The sequence below is a fragment of the Sphingomonas qomolangmaensis genome (assembly GCF_024496245.1).
GTDB lineage: Bacteria > Pseudomonadota > Alphaproteobacteria > Sphingomonadales > Sphingomonadaceae > Sphingomonas > Sphingomonas qomolangmaensis.
In genome coordinates this window covers 465,502-484,799 of the sequence record NZ_CP101740.1, presented here as the reverse complement: position 1 = coordinate 484,799, position 19,298 = coordinate 465,502, and the positions used below count along the sequence as shown (strand labels likewise).

At 67.5% G+C, this 19,298-nt stretch carries 14 protein-coding genes; 5 read left to right on the top strand and 9 right to left on the bottom strand.

Annotated elements, in window-relative coordinates:
- Positions 1-3 precede the first annotated feature (3 nt).
- Complete coding sequence (locus NMP03_RS02395) at positions 4-2,514, bottom strand: ABC transporter permease (RefSeq protein ID WP_256506950.1); 2,511 nt, start codon at positions 2,512-2,514, stop codon at positions 4-6.
- Positions 2,511-3,209: an ABC transporter ATP-binding protein gene (locus tag NMP03_RS02390; protein WP_256506949.1), complete on the bottom strand. Its 699-nt coding sequence runs from the start codon at positions 3,207-3,209 to the stop codon at positions 2,511-2,513. Before NMP03_RS02390 ends, NMP03_RS02395 begins: the two co-directional genes overlap by 4 nt.
- Here NMP03_RS02390 and NMP03_RS02385 point away from each other — a divergent pair.
- Positions 3,204-3,932 carry an arylesterase gene (locus tag NMP03_RS02385; RefSeq protein WP_406698111.1) on the top strand — a complete coding sequence of 243 codons (729 nt, stop codon included), beginning with the start codon at positions 3,204-3,206 and terminating at the stop codon, positions 3,930-3,932. The genes NMP03_RS02390 and NMP03_RS02385 overlap by 6 nt on opposite strands.
- Here NMP03_RS02385 and NMP03_RS02380 read toward each other — a convergent pair.
- The 3 genes from NMP03_RS02380 to NMP03_RS02370 are packed head-to-tail and all read right to left on the bottom strand — an operon-like array spanning position 3,921 to position 7,019.
- A complete protein-coding gene (locus NMP03_RS02380; protein WP_256506947.1) occupies positions 3,921-4,556 on the bottom strand; it encodes a 2-dehydro-3-deoxy-6-phosphogalactonate aldolase in 636 nt (211 codons plus the stop codon). The two genes, NMP03_RS02385 and NMP03_RS02380, sit on opposite strands and share 12 nt — an antisense overlap.
- Positions 4,553-5,419: a 2-dehydro-3-deoxygalactonokinase gene (locus NMP03_RS02375; RefSeq protein ID WP_256506946.1), complete on the bottom strand. Its 867-nt coding sequence runs from the start codon at positions 5,417-5,419 to the stop codon at positions 4,553-4,555. The genes NMP03_RS02380 and NMP03_RS02375 overlap by 4 nt, the downstream gene beginning before the upstream one ends.
- A 4-nt stretch (positions 5,420-5,423) precedes the next feature.
- On the bottom strand, positions 5,424-7,019 hold the full coding sequence (locus NMP03_RS02370; RefSeq protein ID WP_256506945.1) for a sodium/sugar symporter: 1,596 nt from the start codon (positions 7,017-7,019) through the stop codon (positions 5,424-5,426).
- 126 nt (positions 7,020-7,145) lie between these two features.
- Between NMP03_RS02370 and NMP03_RS02365 the strand changes: the two genes are divergently transcribed.
- Complete coding sequence (locus tag NMP03_RS02365; RefSeq protein WP_256506944.1) at positions 7,146-7,862, top strand: FadR/GntR family transcriptional regulator; 717 nt, start codon at positions 7,146-7,148, stop codon at positions 7,860-7,862.
- A gap of 141 nt (positions 7,863-8,003) precedes the next feature.
- Here the strand turns inward: NMP03_RS02365 and NMP03_RS02360 are convergent, their stop codons facing one another.
- A complete protein-coding gene (locus NMP03_RS02360) occupies positions 8,004-9,032 on the bottom strand; it encodes an oxidoreductase (RefSeq protein ID WP_256506943.1) in 1,029 nt (342 codons plus the stop codon).
- Positions 9,033-9,238: 206 nt separating this feature from the next.
- On the opposite strand from NMP03_RS02360, the gene NMP03_RS02355 reads away from it, so the two are divergent.
- The 3 genes from NMP03_RS02355 to NMP03_RS02345 are packed head-to-tail and all read left to right on the top strand — an operon-like array spanning position 9,239 to position 15,151.
- On the top strand, positions 9,239-10,465 hold the full coding sequence (locus NMP03_RS02355) for an efflux RND transporter periplasmic adaptor subunit (RefSeq protein ID WP_256506942.1): 1,227 nt from the start codon (positions 9,239-9,241) through the stop codon (positions 10,463-10,465).
- A 1-nt stretch (position 10,466) separates the two neighbouring features.
- Positions 10,467-13,688 carry an efflux RND transporter permease subunit gene (locus tag NMP03_RS02350; protein ID WP_256506941.1) on the top strand — a complete coding sequence of 1,074 codons (3,222 nt, stop codon included), beginning with the start codon at positions 10,467-10,469 and terminating at the stop codon, positions 13,686-13,688.
- Complete coding sequence (locus tag NMP03_RS02345; RefSeq protein ID WP_256506940.1) at positions 13,685-15,151, top strand: efflux transporter outer membrane subunit; 1,467 nt, start codon at positions 13,685-13,687, stop codon at positions 15,149-15,151. Before NMP03_RS02350 ends, NMP03_RS02345 begins: the two co-directional genes overlap by 4 nt.
- A gap of 170 nt (positions 15,152-15,321) precedes the next feature.
- Here NMP03_RS02345 and NMP03_RS02340 read toward each other — a convergent pair whose 3' ends face one another.
- Genes NMP03_RS02340 through otsB form a run of 3 tightly spaced genes read right to left on the bottom strand, consistent with a single transcriptional unit; the run spans position 15,322 to position 19,255 of the window.
- Positions 15,322-16,710 (bottom strand): alpha,alpha-trehalose-phosphate synthase (UDP-forming), encoded by a 1,389-nt coding sequence (locus NMP03_RS02340; RefSeq protein WP_406698106.1) that lies wholly within the window; start codon positions 16,708-16,710, stop codon positions 15,322-15,324.
- Positions 16,707-18,503, bottom strand: coding sequence for a glycoside hydrolase family 15 protein (locus tag NMP03_RS02335; protein WP_256506938.1), 1,797 nt, complete (start codon positions 18,501-18,503; stop codon positions 16,707-16,709). The genes NMP03_RS02340 and NMP03_RS02335 overlap by 4 nt, the downstream gene beginning before the upstream one ends.
- Entirely contained in the window at positions 18,500-19,255 is a 756-nt protein-coding gene (gene otsB / locus NMP03_RS02330; protein WP_256506937.1) for a trehalose-phosphatase, read from the bottom strand. Before otsB ends, NMP03_RS02335 begins: the two co-directional genes overlap by 4 nt.
- Between the last annotated feature and the right edge of the window lie 43 nt (positions 19,256-19,298).

The following is a 19,298-nucleotide window of genomic DNA, read 5'->3' as shown; positions in this document are numbered from 1 at the left end:
CGGCTACAGCTCTCGCAGCGCCCGCGCCGGGCGGGCGTTGAGCACCGGCAATGCGCCCAGAACGCCGATGACGGTGGTCACCACTACGCCCGCCGCGAGCGTCGCGCCGACGGCGCCATAATCGGGCAGCCATTCGAAGCTGAACAACTGCGTCACGACATACCATGCGCCGCCCAAGCCGAGCGCGAGCGCGAGCGCGGCAAGGATCGCGCTGAGCAGCAGATATTCGATCGCCTGCACCCACAGCACCTGCCCGCGCGTCGCGCCGAGCGTCTTGAGGATCACGCTGTCATAGGTCCGTGCTTCGCGCGTCGCGGCGATCGCGCCGACCAGCACCGCGAGCCCCGCCAGGATCGCGACCGACGCCGCCGCCGCGATCGCGGTCGCCATCGCGCCGACGATGTCGCGCACCTGCGCCAGCACCCCGCCGACCTCGATCACCGAGATAGAGGGGAAGCGCGGCACCAGGGCGTTGAGCACCGCGCGCTCGCGCCCCTTGGGCAGCTCGATCGTCGCCGCCAGGTTATGCGGCGCATCGGCGATGGCGTTGGGACTGAACACCAGGACATAGTTGAAGCCCAGCGTGTCCCAATTGATCTTGCGGAACGACGCCACCCGCGCGGTGCGTTCGACCCCGAGCAGGCTGACGCTGATCGGATCGCCGATCTTGAGGTCGATCGCTTCGGCGAGCCGCTCGTCGACCGACACCAAGGGCGGCCCGGCATAATCCCGCGGCCACCAGCGCCCGGCGACGAGTTCGCTGCCTTCGGGCAAGGTCGCCGCATAGGTCAGCCCGCGTTCGCCGCGAAGCGCCCAGGCGCCTTCGGGTAGTTCCTCGAGATCGGCGACGCGGACGTCGCGATAGCCGGTGACGGTGCCGCGCATCGCGGGGACGGTCGCCACCACCGCGCGCGGCTCGATCGCGGCGATCGTCGCGCGGAAATCGGCTTCGCGCGGCGGCGGGACGTCGAGCGCGAACAGCGCAGGGGCGCGCTGCGGCACCGAACTCGCGATATTGCTATCGATGCTGGTGCGGATCGCCGCCAGCAGAACGAAGAGCGTCAGGCCGAGGCCCAGCGCGACGACCAGCGCGCCAGTGCGCGATCCGGGACGGTGCAGCGCGGCGATGCCAAGCCGCAGCAGCGGCCGGCGCGACCGAGGTAGCCGCGCGGCGGTGCGCCGCACCAGCATGCCGACGCCCGCCAGCAGCAGCAGGACCGCAGCGACGGCGGCAAGGAAGCCCGCGCTGAGCAACGGCTGTTCGGCGGTCGCCAACGCCAGCACGAGGATCGCCGCCCCCGCGCCGCCCACCCAGGGCAACGAATGCCGCCAGGGCACCCGACGCTCCCCGATCACGCCGCGAAGCAACCCGGCGGCCGGCACGCGTCCCGCGGCGATCAACGGGCGCGCGGTGAAGGCCAGCGCAATCAGCAGGCCATAGGCAGCCGCCAGCACCAATGGCACCAACTGCACCTGGAATTCCGGCGCGACCGGCAGGACGTCGCCCGCCGCCCATACGATCAGCGGCACCGCGACCACGCCCGCCAGCAGCCCGGCGGCGATCCCTGCCACGGCGACCACACCGATCTGCAACAGATATACCCGTGCGATTACCCCCGACGTCGCGCCGAGTACTTTCAGCGCCGCGATGCTGCCGCGCCGCGCCGCGAGATACGAGGTCACGCCGTTGCCCACGCCAATCCCCGCGATCACCAGCGCCGACAGCCCGACCAGCAGCAGGAACTGCCCCATCCGGTCGATGAAGCGCGCGGCGCTGGGCGACGCGCCTTCGCGCGTCTTGGTTTCCCAGCCGGCAACGGGAAACGCCTTGTTCCACGCTTCCTCGACGGTCTTGGGATCGCGCGAGGCTGGCATCTGGATACGGTAGCGCGTCGCGTACAGGCTGCCTGGCTGGACGAGCGCGGTGCGCGCGATGCCGTCGAGCGATACCATCGCGACCGGCCCCAGGGTGAAGCCCTCGCCCAATCGGTCGGGTTCCTGGGCGATGATCCCGCCGACGGTGAAGCTCGCCGATCCGATACGGAAGCGATCGCCCTGCCCCACGCGCAGCCGGTCGGCGAGCGCCGGCGCGATCCACACCGTCTCGGCATCGGGCGCGCCGACGCTGCGGCCATCGCGCAGCGTCAGCCGCCCATAGAGCGGATATTCGCGATCGACACCCTTCAGGTCGATCGGCACGATGCGCGGGCTGCCCGGATCGCCGCCGACCGCGGTCGCCTGCATCCGCACGCTCTGCGAGACGGTGCCCAGCCGCGCCATCGCCGCGCGTTCGGCATCGTCGGCGGCGCGCTGCGAAATCTCGAACTCGACGTCGCCGCCCAGGATCGTCTGGCCGCGTGCGGCGAGCTCGCCGCCGATCGCCTGGGTCAGGCTGCCGATCGCCGCCAGCGCGCCGACGCCCAAAAACAGGCAGGCGAGCAACAGCCGCAGCCCGCGAAAGCGCAGGCTCAATTCGCGCCGCGCCAGCCGCCAGGCGATTCCCCAATCGCTCACGCCGCGCGATCCTCGACGATCAGGCCGTCACCCAAGGTCACCACGCGATCACAGCGGACCGCCAATGCCGGATCATGCGTGATGATTACCAAGGTTGCCCCCGCCGCCGCCTGCCGCTCGAACAGCAAATCCATGATCGCCGCGCCGGTCGCGGTGTCGAGATTGCCGGTGGGTTCGTCGGCGAACACCAGATCGGGACGCGGCCCCAGCGCGCGCGCGATCGCCACCCGCTGCTGCTCGCCGCCTGACAATTGGCTGGGGTAATGACCGATACGATGGCCCAAGCCCACCGCCGCCAGCTCGGCATCGGCGCGCTCGAAGGCGTCGGCGACGCCGGCCAGCTCCATCGGCACCGCGACATTCTCGCGCGCGGTCATCGTCGGCAGCAGATGGAAGGCCTGGAGCACGATGCCGATCCGCCCCCGCCGCGCACGCGCCAGCGAATCCTCGTCGAGCGCGCCGAAATCGAGCCCCGCCACCGCGACGCTGCCCCCGGTCGCGCGCTCGAGCCCCGACAATATCGCCATCAGCGACGACTTGCCCGATCCCGATGGCCCCAGCAGCGCGACGCTCTGGCCGCGCGGCACCGCCAGGTCGATGCCGCGCAAAATCTGCGTCGCCGCATCGCCGCTGCCGAGCGTCAGCGTGACATCGCGCGCATCGATGACCATATCGCGCAGCTGTGGGGAATGCATGGAGTGGGCTGGACCTTGGCTAGTTTGAACAAGCGATATGTGACGGCGGCGGCCATTCTCCAAGCGGCATGCCTAGCCGCCTGCGGCGATGAAGCGCTGCCGGTGGCCGAAAACACCGCGACCACCGTTGAAAAGACCGTCGCGGCGGCGCGCCCGGTCGGCGAGGAAAAGCTGGTGCTAGCGTTCGGCGACAGCCTGTACGCAGGCTACCAACTGGGCCGCGGCCAGAGCCTGCCCGATGCGGTGCAGAACCGGCTCCGCGCCGACGGCATCAACGCGACGCTGGTCAACGCCGGCGTATCGGGCGACACCAGCGCGGCGGGCCGCCAGAGGCTGGCCTTCGCGCTCGACAATCTGCCGCGCAAGCCCGACCTCGTGCTGTTGGGGCTAGGCGGCAACGACGTGCTGCGCCAGATCCCCGCCGCCGAAACGCGCGCCAATCTGGTGGCGATGCTCGACGAATTGCGTCGGCGCGAGGTGCCGGTGGTGCTGACCGGCATGGTCGCCCCGCCCAATCTCGGCCCCGAATATGTCGCCGCGTTCAACGCGATCTATACCGATCTCGCCAGGGAATATGGCGCGGCGCTCTACCCCTTCATCCTCGACGGCGTGATCGGCGATCCCGCGCTGATGCTGCCCGATCGGATCCACCCCAACGCCAAGGGCGTCGAGCGGGTGGCCGATCGGGTGACCCCGCTAGTGGCGCAGCGGCTAGCCGGCTGAGGGCAGCGCCGCGACGAAGGCGCGCGCGCGCTCACCGACTTGGGCTGCGGTCATGCCGGGGGCGTAGAGCGCCGACCCCAGCCCGAACCCGGCCGCGCCCGCCTCGCGCCAAGGCCCCATCGCCTCGGGCGTGATACCGCCAACCGGCAGCATCCGAAGATCCTTGGGCAGCACTGCGCGCATCGCCTTGAGCACCTTGGGACTTGCGGCTTCCGCCGGGAACAGTTTCAGCGCCGCCGCGCCCGCCGCCAGCGCAGCAAAGGCTTCGGTGGGGGTGGCGATCCCCGGCATCGCGACCAGCCCGCGCTCGGCCGCCGCCGAGATCACCGAAGGATTGGCGTTGGGGGCGATGATCAGCGTGCCGCCGGTCGCCTCGACGCGCAGCACGTCCTCTACCGTCAGCACCGTCCCCGCGCCGACCACCGCGCGATCACCGAAGCGTCGGGCGAGCAATTCGATGCTCGCGAACGGGTCGGGCGAATTGAGCGGCACTTCGATCAGCGTGAACCCCGCCTCGACTAGCGCGTCGCCGATCGCCTCGATCTCGTCGGGGCGAACCCCGCGCAGGATCGCCACCAGCGGGCAGGCGGCAAAGGCGGCGTCGAAACGGTGGAGGTTCGTCATCGGGCAAGCTCCCAAAGATGTGTGACGCCGGCAAGAAACGCGGCTTCGCTGTCGATCGCGACCGATTGGCCGCCCAGCGTCGAAATTGCAGCGGCATAGAGCGCGCCCAGATTGGCATCTGCGAGCAGATACACCGTCATGCCCGCCTCGATCCGCGCGGCGACATCGGCACCGATCAGCAGCCCGCTGGCATAGCTTGGCACATCGGCATTGTCCCGCAGTCCCAGCACGCTGGCGGCGCGGACGCCGAACAGGCTGGCGGCGAGGTCGCGCTTGGCGCCTTCGCGGACGCCCTCGACAAAGGCATCGCCGGGCGTGACGTCGCCCATGAGCTGCCCCTTCAACACGCTATGCGTCCGCAGCAGCCCGAAAAGCTCGCCGGTCATCGCGGTGGTGAAACTTGCAATCCGCCCCGCCGCCACCGTCGCCCATTTGCAATGCGTACCCGGCTGGCAGACCAGCGCATCGCCCGGCACCATGCCGGCCGCCACCGCGCCGAGGATCTGCAATTCCTCACCGCGCATGACGTCGCCCTGCATGCCCTGCACGATCGACACCCCCGGCACGATCCCGGTGCGATCGTCGATCCACTCGACCGCCGCGACCAGATCGCCCAGCCCCGCCGGCGCGCTGGCATAAGCCACGCTGCGCCATCCGATCGTCGATCCGACCATCCCGCCCAGCAACATCGGCAGATCGCCCAGCCGGTCGCGCAAACCCGCCACTTCGGCGGGATACGCCTCGGCCGGCGTCGCCGCAGCCCCCGGCCCGCCGCGCTCGCTCGCCGCGACGATACCACCCTCGATCCGATAAGCGCGGCGGTTGGTGGTGCCCCAATCGACCGCGATGAATGCGTCGGTCATCGGCTCACCACATCGACGCATAGAGTGCGATCACGACCCCGACGATCGCGAACGCGGCGACGTTGAAGCTCGGCGTCGTGCGGAAGCTCACCCCCTCGGCGGTGATCCGGTCGCTGCCCGCAGCCCCCGGCTTCACCAGCGACAGGACGACGGCGAGCACCAGCGCAATGATGAACACCAGCCCCATGCGGTTGATAAACGGCATGTCGGGCATCCCCACCTTGAACAGATAGGACAGCACCACCGATCCGACCGCGGCGGCGATCGCGCCCCATTCGCTCGCGCGCTTCCAGAACAGCCCCAGCAGGAAGATCACCGTGATCCCTGGCGTGAAGAAGCCCGAAAACTCCTGGATGAACTGGAACGCCTGGTCCGATCCGCCGAGCAAAGGCCGCGCGGTGAACAACGCGATCACCGTCGCCACCGCCGCCGACGAACGACCGATCAGCACCAGATGCTTCTCGCGGCCGGTCCGCGCCGCGCCGTCTTCGGCCACCGTCGGGATGTCACGGAACTTGGCGTAGAGGTCGAGCGTGAAGATCGTCGCGATCGAATTGATCTTCGACGCGGTCGAGGCGACCACCGCCGCCATCAGCGCGGCGAACACCAGCCCCAGCAGTCCCGAGGGCAGATAGCGCATCATCGTGGGGTAGGCTTCGTCGGCGGGATTGAGCCCCGGCGCGAGGATCACCGCCGCCAGCCCCGGCACCACGACGACTAGCGGCATCAGCAGCTTTAGGCCTGCGGCGAACACGATCCCCTTTTGCGCCTCGGCCAGGTTCTTGGCCGCCAGCGCGCGCTGGATGATATATTGGTTGAACCCCCAATAGCTCAGATTCGCGATCCACATGCCGCCCACCAGCACCGCGATGCCGGGCAGCTCCTGATAGCCGACTTCGCCGGGCTCGAGGATCATGTTGAACTTCTCGGGCGCGCGATCGAGCAGAACCCCGAACCCGGCCAGCACCCCCTGCCCGCCACCGACTTCGTTGAGCGTCAGCGCCGAGATCGTCAGGCCGCCGAACACCAGCAACGTCACCTGGACGATGTCGGTCAATGCCACCGCCTTGAGGCCACCGTAAAGCTGGTACAGCAACGCGAACAGTCCGAGCCCGAACAGCGCGACCATCTGGTCGACGCCCGCCACCTTGTTCACCGCGATCGACCCCAGCCACAGGATCGCGGTCAGGTTCACGAAAATGTACAGCGCCAGCCAGAAGATCGCCATCAACGTGCGGATATTCGGGCCGTACCGCTGCTCGAGGAACTGCGGCATCGTGTAGATTTCGTTTTTCAGGAAGATCGGCAAAAAGAATTTGCCGACGATCAGCAGCGTGATCGCCGCCATCCATTCATAAGAGGCGATCGCCAGCCCCATGACATAGCCCGAGCCCGACATGCCGACGATCTGCTCGGCCGAGATGTTGGCCGCGATCAGCGACGCGCCGATCGCCCACCAGGGCAGCGATTTCGACGCCAGGAAATAATCGCTGGTGTCCTTCTCCTTGCCGCCCTTTTCGCGCGACACGAATTGGGCGAGTCCGAAGATGAAGATCGCGTACACGATCACCACGACCAGATCGATCGTCGAAAGCCCCATAGCCGCGTCCTCGTCCTGCGTTGTCGACCGTCCAGCGCATTTATACGATAAAATGCTAGTGTCGAGCGCCGAAGCGGGTGACAAAGCCAAGCAGCTGTATCAAACAGCCCGCCGATGGGGATAGGGATGATCGAAGAGGATAGCGTTTTCGTGCGGCCCGAGCTTGGCCGCAACCTGACGCACGGCATGCTCGAAGTGCTCGGCCGCGCGATCGTGACCGGGGTCTATGCCGACCGCCCCTTTCCCACCGAAGCCGAGATCGCCAAGGTCCACGGCGTCAGCCGATCGGTGACGCGCGAGGCGGTGAAGATGCTGACCGCCAAGGGGCTGGTCAGCGCGCGCCCGCGCCAGGGCACGATCGTCCAGCCCGCGCAGGCGTGGAATCTGTTCGACCCCGACGTGCTGCGCTGGCTGCTCGAGCGCAAATTCTCGGTCGAATTGCTGCGCCAGTTCAACCAGCTGCGGATCGGCATCGAGCCTGCGGCGGCATCGCTCGCCGCGCGCTTCCACGATGCCGCCGACCTGCGCGCGATCCGCGGCGGATTGGACGCGATGACCGCCGCCGAACGCGGCGACGGCGATGCGCTCGATGCCGACATCGCCTTTCATCTGGCGATCCTGCGCGCGTCGAAGAACCCGTTCTACGAACAATTCCAGATGCTGGTCTCGACCGCGCTCCGCACCTCGATCCGCTTCACCAACAAGATCAAGGGGCGCTCGGCCAACATCGTCGATCATGCCGCGGTGGCCGACGCGATCGAGCGCCGCGACGTCGAAGGCGCGCATCGCGCGATGACGGTAATCATCGGCGACGTACTCGACCTGATCGCCGAACGGGATTGAGGCTGCTGAACCTACCCCGTTCGTCCTGAGCCTGTCGAAGGACCGTTCTTCTTTCTACGTGCCGGCCGGAAAGAAACGGACGGCGCCTCGACAAGCTCAGCACGAACGGGGCGGGGTCGGAATGCTTAAACCGTGGCAGAGCTACAGCGCCACGCTGCGTCCCTCACTCGCCGAGCGCCGCGCCGCCTCGAGCACGCGCATGACGTCGAGCGCCTGCGCAACCGGCACCGGGTTCGCCCCCTCCCCGCCGATCGACGCCGCGACACCCGCATAGAAGGCGCGGTAGTCGCCCGCATCGCAGGCAATTGGGCGGCTTTCGACCGCGCCATCCGCGCCGACCAGCGAAAGCTCCGCCGCGACCGGATCGATCCCCCAGCCGGGCGTCCCCGGCAACGCCCCCGCCCGAAGCGCCGCCTCCTGCGGGTCGAGCCCATGCTTCACCCAGCTCCCGAGCATGCCATGCACCGCGAAACGGAGTGCCCCCGCGGGCATCGTCATGCTCGCATGCAGAACCACCCGGAGCTGCGGATAAGCGAGCGTGACATGCGCATAATCGGGCGCCTTGCCCCCCGCGCGCTGGATCGCGAGATCGGCCGTCACGCGCTCGGGCATCCCGAACAGGACCAAAGCCTGGTCGATCAGATGCGGCCCCAGATCGTTCCACACCCCGGCGCCGGCATGTTCGCGCCAGCGCTCGGCGACGTGCGGGCGAAAGCGATCGAAATGGCTCTCGACCTGCATCACCTCGCCCAGCACGCCTTCGCCGATCAGCCGGCGCAGCGTCACGAAATCGGCATCCCAGCGGCGATTGTGGAACACCGACACCATCCGCCCGGCACGATCGCCAGCATCGACGACAGCCTGCGCATCGGTCAATGTGAGCGCGAACGGCTTGTCGACCACGACATGCCGCCCCGCGTCGAGCGCGACGATCGCCTGCTCGGCATGCAGCGCATCGGGGGTCGCAATCACCACCAGATCGATCGAGGCGTCGGCCAGCATCGCCGCCAGATCGGGCACCACGCGCATCCCCGGCAGGTCGGCGTGCACCTTGGCCGCATCGCTCGACACCACCGATCGCAACGCCAGCCCGGCGACGGACGCGACCAACGGCGCGTGGAAAACCTTGGCGGCTAGGCCGTAGCCGACCAGCCCGACTCCAATTGTCATATCCACCCCCTACACACCGGTTTTGCTGCTCCATGCCATCCCGGCTTCGGCGGGCAATGCAACCACGGATGTTGATCCACCAGGGAAATCCGAGCTTTTGAACGGCAGTGTTCAATTATTATCGTTCAGGCTATTGCAATGTTGCGGTTGCGAACGCACTTCCCGTTCGCCGACAAAAATATGTTGAATGCAAGGGGTGAACGGCGATGCAGCAGGTAACGACGAAGCATAAGAACCCGCGTCGGCTTGCCGCCGCGCTGCCGCTGATGTCGGCATTCATGCTCGCGGCATGCTCGGGTCCCGCAGCGCCCCCAGCCCCGCCGCCGATGCAGGTTACGGTCGCCAACCCGATCGAGCGCCAGATTCGCGACTGGGACGAATATGTCGGCCGCTTCGAAGCCGTGCAGGATGCCGAAATCCGCCCGCGAGCGACCGGCACGATCACCAGCGTGTTGTTCACCGATGGCCAGCAGGTTCAGAAAGGCCAGCCGCTGTTCGTGGTCGATCCGCGTCCCTATCGCGCCGCGCTGGCGCAGGCACAGGCGCAGGGCCAGCGCGCACAGGCAACGCTCGCCAACGCGCGCAGCGAATTGCAGCGGGCCGAGAAGCTGCTAGCGGCGCAGGCGGTGAGCCGTGAGGAATTCGAGACCAACCAGGCAACGCTCCGCACCGCGCAGGCCGATGTCGCCGCAGCGCGCGCGCAGACCCAAACCGCCGAGCTGAACCTCTCCTTCACCACCGTCCGCGCACCGATTTCGGGCCGCGTCTCGAACCGGCGCGTCAGCACGGGCAATTTCGTCAGCGACGGCCAGACCGTGCTGACGCGGATCGTCTCGACCAACCCGATCTGGTTCGTCTTCGATGGCGCCGAGGCATTCTACCTCAAATATCGCCGCCAGGATCAGAGCGGCGAGCGCAGCTCGTCGCGCGACACCGGCAACCCGATCGAAGTCCAGCTGGCCGACGAGAGTGGCTGGAACTGGCGCGGGCGGATGGATTTCGTCGACAATGCGATCGACCCCAATTCGGGCACGATCCGCGCGCATGCGGTGATCCAGAACCCCGACGGCTTCCTGACGCCGGGCATGTTCGGTCGCGCGCGGCTGCTCGGCTCGGGCAGCTATCGCGCGATGCTGATCCCCGACGAGGCGATCGTCACCGACCAGACGCGTCGCTTCGTCTATGTCGTCGGCGCCGACGGCAAGACCGCGCAGCGCCCGGTCGTCACCGGCCCGCCCGCCGATGGGTTGCGGGTAGTACGCGAAGGGCTCAAGCTGAACGATCGCGTCGTGATTGCGGGTCTCACCGCGCTCCAGCCGGGGATGCCGGTGCAGGCCAAGCTGACCCGGATCCAGTTGAAGCAGGGCAGCGGTTCGCCGGCGTCGATGCCGGTGACCACGCCGCCGGCCTCCGACGCAAGCGCGGCGAACTGACATGAAATTCCCGCATTTCTTCATCGATCGCCCGATCTTCGCGGCGGTCCTGTCGATCCTCATCCTGGTGTTCGGCCTGGTCGCGCTACCCGCGCTGCCGGTGACGCAATACCCTGAGATCGCGCCGCCGACGGTGGTCGTCACCGCGTCCTTCCCCGGTGCCAGCGCCGAAACGCTCGCCGAGACCGTCGCTGCACCGATCGAGGAAGCGGTCAACGGCGTCGAGAACATGATCTACATGTCCTCGTCGAACACCGGCGACGGCCAGACCCAGATCACGGTTACCTTCGCGCAGGGCACCGATGCCGACCAGGCGCAGGTGCTGGTGCAGAACCGCGTCGCCTCGGCCGAGCCGCGCTTGCCCGAACAGACGCGCCAGATCGGCGTGACGGTGCTCAAGAACTCGCCCGACTTCCTGATGGTCGCGATGTTCTCGTCACCCGACGGCTCGCTCAGCCAGGAATATGTTTCGAACTATGTCGGCACCCAGGTGCTCGACCGGATCTCGCGCGTGTCGGGGGTCGGCAACGCACAGAGCTTCGGCGGGCGGGACTATAATATGCGCGTCTGGATCGACCCCGACCAGGCCGCCGCACGCAACCTGACAGTCGATGAAATCACCTCGGCTGTCCGCGCGCAGAACGCGCAGGCAGCGGTTGGCTCGGTCGGCTCGCCGCCGTTCAACACTGGTAAGAACGCCTTCCAGCTCGGCATCCAGGCCGAAGGGCGCCTCACCACCCCCGAGCAGTTCGGCGAGATCATCGTCAAGCGCGGGGAAGGTGGCGCGCTCACCCGGCTGCGCGATGTCGCGCGCATCGAGCTTGGTGCCGAAACCTATTCGATCAACGCTTTCCTCAACGGCAAGCCCGTCACCGCGGTCGCGGTGTCGCAGCTGCCCGGATCGAACGCGCTCAGCACCGCCGATGCCGTCATCGCCGAGCTCGACGCAGCAGCCGCGTCCTTCCCGCCGGGGATGAAGTACGAGATCCCGTACAACCCGACCGAATATATCTCGGCCTCGATCGACGCGGTCTATTCGACGCTGATCGAAGCGATCATCCTGGTCAGCCTTGTCGTCCTCATCTTCCTGCAGAGCTGGCGCGCGGCGCTCATCCCGATCATCGCGATCCCGGTCTCGCTGGTCGGCGCGCTGGCCGTGCTCCTCGCCTTCGGCTTCTCGCTCAACAACCTGTCGCTGTTCGGTCTGGTGCTTGCGATCGGCATCGTCGTCGATGACGCGATCGTCGTCGTCGAGAATGTCGAGCGATTGATGGAGGAAAAGGGGCTCAGCCCGCTTGCCGCCGCGCATGAAACGATGGACGAAGTCTCGGGCGCACTGATCGCGATCGCGCTGGTGCTGTGCGGGGTGTTCATCCCAACCAGCTTCATCCCGGGTATTTCGGGTACCTTCTACCAGCAGTTCGCGCTGACGATCGTGTCGGCCACCGCGATCTCGGCCTTCGTGTCGCTGACGCTGTCGCCCGCGCTCGCCGCGCTGATCCTCAAGCCCAAGCAGCATCACGATGTAGAGCCCCGCCGCGGCGTCCGCGGCTGGCCGACGCGCTTTGCACGCGGCTTCAACCGCGGGTTCGAATGGCTTGCCGATCGCTATGGCCGGCTCACCGCGCGCGCGATCCGGATGCTCGGCATCGTCGCGGTCGCCTATGTGCTGCTGATCGCGGCGGCCGGCTGGCAATTCTACGCCACCCCGACGGGGTTCATCCCGCCGCAGGACCAAGGCTATGTCATCGTTGCGGCGCAGTTGCCGCCGGGCGCATCGCTTGAGCGGACGACCGAGATGATGCTGCGCGCGCAGACGCTGGCGAAGCAGAACGACTATGTGAAGGACACGATCGCCTTTGTTGGGCTCGACGGCGCAAGCTTCTCGGCAGCGCCCAACACCGCGGCGATGTTCGTGACGATGAAGGGGCACGAGGAACGCCCGTCGACCGACGACGTCGCCAATATGCTGCGCGGCGCGTTCAGCCAGCTGACCCAGGGCATGCTGCTCGTCATCCCGCCGCCCCCCGTCCAGGGAATCGGCACCGGCGGCGGCTGGAAGATGATGATCGAGGATCGCCAGAACCGCGGCTATGGCGCGCTCGAGGCAGCGGCGTTCCAGATGATGATGAAGGCGAATACCGCGCCGGGAATCGCCGGCGGCTTCACGCTCTTCAACACCAAGACGCCGCGGTTGTTCGCCGACATCGATCGCGAACGCGCCGAACAGCTCGGCGTGCCGGTGGCGAGCATCTTCTCGACGCTCGGCACCTATCTGGGGTCGTCGTACATCAACGACTTCAACTTCTTGGGCCGCACCTTCCGCGTGACCGCGCAGGCCGACGCGCCGTATCGCGACGAGACGTCCGACGTCGGTCGGCTGCGGACACGATCGGCATCGGGGCAGATGGTGCCGCTCGATGCGGTGATGACGCTGCGCGACGACAGCGGACCGTATCGCGTGGTGCGCTACAATCTCTATCCCTCGGCCGAATTGCAGGGCGATACCGTACCCGGTTTCTCCACCGGCCAGAGCCTGGCGACGATGGAGCGCATCGCCGCCGAGACGCTGCCCGAAGGCATGAGCTACGAGTGGACCGAGCTCGCCTTCCAGCAGAAGCAGGCGGGCAACACCGCGATCATCGCCTTCGGCCTGGCGGTGCTGTTCGTCTTTCTGCTGCTATCGGCGAATTACGAGAGCCTGACGCTGCCCTTCGCGGTGATCCTGATCGTGCCGATGTGCCTGTTGGCGGCATTGCTCGGGGTCAATTTCATGGGGCTCGACAACAACATCCTCACCCAGATCGGGTTGGTGGTGCTGATCGGCCTGGCGGCGAAGAACGCGATCCTGATCGTCGAGTTCGCCAAGGCGAACGAGGACAAGGGGGACGAACTGTACGAGGCAGCACGGCACGCCGCCGCGCAGCGTTTGCGGCCGATCCTGATGACCTCGATCGCCTTCATCCTCGGCGTGCTGCCGCTGGTAATCGGATCGGGTCCGGGTGCCGAGCTTCGCGCAGCTTTGGGCGTCGCGGTGTTCTTCGGGATGATCGGCGTGACGCTCTTCGGCCTGATGTTCACCCCGGCGTTCTACATCATCAGCCGCCGGATGGGGGATCGCGCGGCGCGCTGGCGCGACCGTCGCAAGCCGCGTCACCCGGTCCAGCCGGTCCAGCCGGTCCCGCCGGTCCAGCCGACCCCAAGCGCCGGAGAGCCCGCATGAAGAAGCTGGCAGCGATCACCGCCGCGCTGATGGTTTCGGCCTGCGCGGTCGGCCCCGACTACGAAAAGCCCGCGACGCCGGGCGGCATCACCAGCGAGGCCGCCTTCGTCGAGGGCCAGCGGCTGAGCGCGGTGTCGGCGCAGGCGCTGCCCGAAAAATGGTGGCAGCTATACGACGATCCGAACATCGATCGGCTGGTCACCGAGGCGCTGGCGCATAACACCGACATCCGCCAGGCCGCGGCGAACCTGCAGCGCGCGCGCGCGGTGCTGGGCGAGGCGCGTGGCCGGCGGCTGCCGACCACCGATCTCGGCGCGCAATATACCCGCCAGCGGACTGGTTCGAACAGCTTCGGTGCGCAGTTCGGCGAGGGGCAGCAGATCCCGTCGTTCGAAACCGACCTGTACACCGCCGGGCTCGACATGGGCTATGAGATCGACCTGTTCGGCGGCGTGAGCCGTGCGATCGAGGCGGCGCGCGGCGATGTAGATGCGGCGGCGGCCCAGGTCGACGCGTCGCGCGTTTCGGTCGCCGCTGAAACCGCGCGCGCCTATGCGACGGCATGCAGCAACGCCAGCCAGATCGCGGTCGCGCGCGAGACGGTGAAGCTCCAGCAGCAGACGCTCGACCTGACGCGCCGGCTGTTCGACGCCGGGCGCGGCCAGCGCCGCGATCTCGAGCGCGCCGATACGCTGCTCGCGCAGACGCAGGCGCAGGTACCCGGGCTCGAGGCCGAACGCCGCGCGTCGCTCTATGCGCTCGCAACGCTTACCGGGCGCCCGCCCGCCGAGATCGATGCCGCGGCGAGCGCCTGCACCACGCCGCCGCGTACCGCGCAGATCATCCCGATCGGTAACGGTGCGGCGTTGCTCAGCCGACGCCCCGATGTGCGGCAGGCCGAGCGCGTGCTTGCCGCCGATACCGCGCGGGTCGGGGTGGCGACCGCGTCGCTCTATCCCTCGATCCAGTTGCTCGGATCGGTCAGCCTCGCCTCGACCGCGATCGACACGCTGGTCGACGACGACAGCTTCAACTTCTCGCTGGGGCCGCTCATCTCGTGGAGCTTTCCCAACCAGACCGCGGCGCGCAGCCGGCTGCGCCAGGCCGAGGCGACCGCCGACGGCAGCCTCGCGGCGTTCGACGGCGTCGTGCTGACCGCGCTTCGCGAAGTCGAGCAGGCGCTGGCACGCTATGCCGGCGAGCTCGACCGCAACCGCGCATTGCAGCGCGCGACGCGCTCGGCGGGCGAAGCTGCGCGGTTGTCGCGGCTGCGCTTCGATTACGGTGCCGAGAGCTTCCTCCAGCTGATCGAATCCGAACGCGAACGCGCCGATGCGCGCGCGGCGCTGGCGAATTCGGACGCGGCTTTGGCCGATGCGCAGGTCAATCTCTTCAAGGCGCTCGGCGGCGGGTGGGAGAATGCACCCCAGGTGACCCGGCGGGTCGCGGTAGCGGCGCAGTAGGCCGACAGGACGGCCCCGCTGTCACCCCGGCCTTGTGCCGGGGTCCACCGCTCCCCGAACACCGTCCGCGGTTGCGGCACGGTGGACCCCGGCACAGGGCCGGGGTGACGGGTTGGGTTGCCGGGCGCAACCCGCCCCCCAGCTCCTCCCTCAGTGTAGGCAGCAGCGCGTCACTCGCCGACCTTGGCATCCCCCATCAGCGCCTGCGTGAAGCGCTTGCGCCACCACACTACGTCTTCGTTGACGACATTGTCCATCATCGTGCGCCAGCGCGTGATCCGCTCGTCGCGCGGCATTTTGAGCGCCTGGACGATCGCGTCGCTGATCTCCTCGGCGCTGTAGGGGTTGATCAGGATCGCCCCGCCCTGCAGCTGGGTCGCCGCGCCCGCGAAGCGCGATAGGATCAGCACGCCGGGATCCTCGGGATCCTGCGCGGCGACATATTCCTTCGCGACCAGGTTCATCCCGTCGCGCAGCGGCGTCACCAGCCCGATCCGCGCGGCGCGATAGATTCCCGCCAGCTGGTCGCGCGGATAACCCTGGTTCACATAGCGGATCGGCACCCAATCGACATCGGCGAAGGCGCCGTTGATACGTCCCGACATCCCCTCGAGCGCAGCACGGATCTTCTGATAGCTCTCGACCGCGCCGCGCGAGGGGGGCGCGATCTGGAGCAGGAACACTTCCTTGCGCTCTTCGGGATAGGTTTTGAGGAAGCGTTCATAGCCGAGGAAGCGCTCCTCGAGCCCCTTCGAATAATCGAGCCGGTCGACCCCGACGATCATGTCGCGCCCCACCGCGCTGTCGCGCATCCGCCGAAACGCCAGCCGCGCAGTGGGGCTGTGCGACGCTTCGATGAACTCGGTCGCATCGATGCCGATCGGATCGGCCATCACGTGCAGCACGCGCTCGCCCAGCGTCAGCGTGTGCCCGTCGAGCGTCGCGCCGAGTTCGACGATTGCATAGTCGCAGAAGCTTTCGAGCCATTCCTCGGTGTGGAAACCGATGACGTCATAGTCGAACAGATGCCGCACCAGCTCGGCCGCCTCGGGCAATACCCCCAGCAAGCGCCGCGGCGGCCAGGGGATGTGGAGGAAGAAGCCGATCCGGTTCTTGCACCCGCGCGCGCGCAGCGAGCTGCCGAGCGGAAACATGTGATAGTCCTGGATCCAGACGACGTCGTCGGGGTCGATCAACGGACGGACGGTATCGGCGAAGCGATCATTGACCCGTTGATAGCCCCCCGCGAAACCGCGCTCATATTCGGCCAAGTCGATGCGGTAGTGAAACAGCGGCCACAGCGTTCGGTTGGCATAGCCGTTATAATATTCGTCGATGTCCTGCTCTTCGAGGTCGACGGTGGCGGTGGTGACCCCCTGCGCGCGCTGGAAGTTGATATGGCCGGTGAAGTGGTCGGTGGTCTCGCCCGACCAGCCGAACCACATCCCCTTATATTCTCGCAACGCCGCCGCCAACGCCACCGCCAACCCACCTTGCGCCCCCGAATTCGAGTCAGTCGGCGCGGATACGCGATTGGAGATGATGATGAGGCGGCTCAACGAATGGCACTCCATGGTTTGCTCAGCAGGACGGCACAATTGATCATGCCGACCAGCGAATAGGTCTGGGGATAGTTGCCCCATAATTCCCCGGTGGCGGGGTCGATATCCTCCGACAACAGCCCGGCGGCGGTGCGCCGCGAGAGCATCTCATCGAACAACGCGCGCGCATCGGCGTCACGCCCGGTGAAATGCAACGCCTCGATCAGCCAAAAGGTGCACACATTGAACGCGGTTTCGGGCAGGCCGAAATCGTCTTCGGTGTCGTAGCGCAGCATATGGCTGCCGCGCCGCAGCCCTTCCTCGACCGCCTTGAGCGTCCCGCGGAAGCGCGGGTCGTCGGGCGAAAGGAAGCGCAGATCGAGCAACTGGATCAAGCTGGCGTCGAGATCGTCGCCCGAAAACGTCGCCGACAGCCGCTGGGTATCCTCGCGCCACGCCGATTGCTCGATCGTCGCGCGCATCGTGTTGGCGCGCCCGGTCCAGAACTTCTCGCGATCAGGCAGGCCGATCCGCCCCGCCGCATTGGCCAGGCGATCGCACGCCGCCCAGCACATCGCCGCCGAATAGGTATGCACCGATTGCCTTGTGCGCAGCTCCCACAGCCCGGCATCGGGCTTGTCGTACAATTCCCAAGCGCGTTCGCCGACGCGCTCGAGCGCTTCGAAATCCTCGATCCCCGCCATGCGGAACAATCGCTGGTCGAAGAACGCTTGGACGTTCGACAGCACGATCTGGCCATAGGCGTCATGCTGGATCTGCTCATAGGCCTGGTTGCCGACGCGAACCGGCCCCATGCCGCGATAGCCCGCCAGCCGCTCGGCCTCGCGCTCGGTCAGCGCGGCTTCGCCCAGCAGACCGTACAGCGGCTGGATATCGCCGCCCTTGGCGCCATCGACGATGTTGCGCAGATAGCCCAGATACCCCTCGAGCACGTCGAGCGCGCCGACGCGGTTGAGCGCCTGCACCGTGTAATAGGCGTCGCGGATCCAGCAATAGCGGTAGTCCCAGTTGCGCTGCGACCCGGCATGTTCGGGGATCGAGGTGGTCAGCGCCGCGACGATCGCGCCGGTTTCCTCATATTGGCAAAGCTTCAGCGTGATCGCCGATCGGATCACCACGTCCTGCCATTCGAACGGCGTCGCCAGCCCGCGCACCCAATGCTGCCAATGCTGGGTGGTATAGGTCAGCATCTCCTCGACCGTGGTCGAAAGATCGCCCGCGAAGCTTTCATCGGGGCCGAGGAAGAAGTGGAGCGGCCGCTCGACGCGGAAGACGCGCTCTTCTTCGAGCATCCCCACCGGCGCGTTGGTCGACAGCCGCAGCTGGATGCCGTCGAGGAGGAAGCGGATATGGTTCGACCCGCTGGTCCGCCCGACCGAGGAATCGCCCCAGTTGCGCGTCGGTCGAAGTCGCACGCGGATCCGCGGACTACCCGCGATCGGCTTGACGCAGCGCACGAAGGCGACCGGGCGATAGGTGCGCCCCAGCCGTTCGAAGCGCGGGCAGAAATCGGTCACCTCGATCACCCCGCCCTGCGAATCGGTCATCCGGCTGACCAGGATCGGGGTGTTCTGGCGATAATATTGGTCGATCGAGACGCAGTCCTCGAGGTCGATCGCCCACAACCCCACCGCATCGTCCGATTCGGGATCGCGCCCGTCGATCAGCGAGGAGAAGGTCGGGTCGCCGTCGACGCGGGGGACACAGCCCCACACGAAGCGCGCGCCGCGATCGACGAGCGCGCTGACCTGGCAATTGCCGATCGGCCAGAGATCGAGCGTCGGGGTCATGCGGTCACCTGCGCGGCGTCCTGCAGCCAGGCGCGCACCTGCGCCACGTCGGCGAGGCGATAGCCCGCCGCGGTCGGGCGCGCATCGCCCACCAATATCCCCACCCCGCCGAGCGCCGCCACCGCGTGGAAGCCATCCTCGTCGGTCACGTCGTCGCCAAGGAACACCGGACGCGTCCCCGCGAAGGGCGCATCCTCCATCAGCCGCGTGATCGCGGTCCCCTTGTCGCCAGTGGCGCCGCGCAATTCGATCATCATCTTCCCCGGTTGCAGATGCAGCGCATGTTCGTCGGCCAGCCGCTCGGCGAGCACGCGCGCGTCGTCCTCATGCTGCGGCGCCATGCGGTAATGCAGCCCGACGCCAAACGGCTTGGTCTCGACCAGCACATGCTCGCGCGAGGCGGCAAACGCGTGGACCTCGGCGCGCGCCGCGTCGAGCGTCGGCGGCAGGCTCGGCTGCAGGTCGCGCCCGTCGGGCCAGCGGAACTCGACGCCGTGGCTGCCCGCCACCGCGAAGGGCAGTCCATCGAACATCACCTCGATATGCTCGATCGCGCGCCCGGTAACGATGGCCAACCGGCCATCAAGCACCGCGCCGAGCCGCGCAATCAAGTCGCGCAAGCTGATGTCGGCGGTGACCGCATCGGGACGGTCTTGCAATTCGACCAGCGTGCCGTCGAAATCTAGGAACAGGCTGGCGTCGCGCAGCAGCCCCCCAGGCGGCGGCAACAGCGCCTGGGGATCGTCATTCAAGTCAGTCTGCAAATCGGCCTCCCGGCACATGAAAATTCCGCCT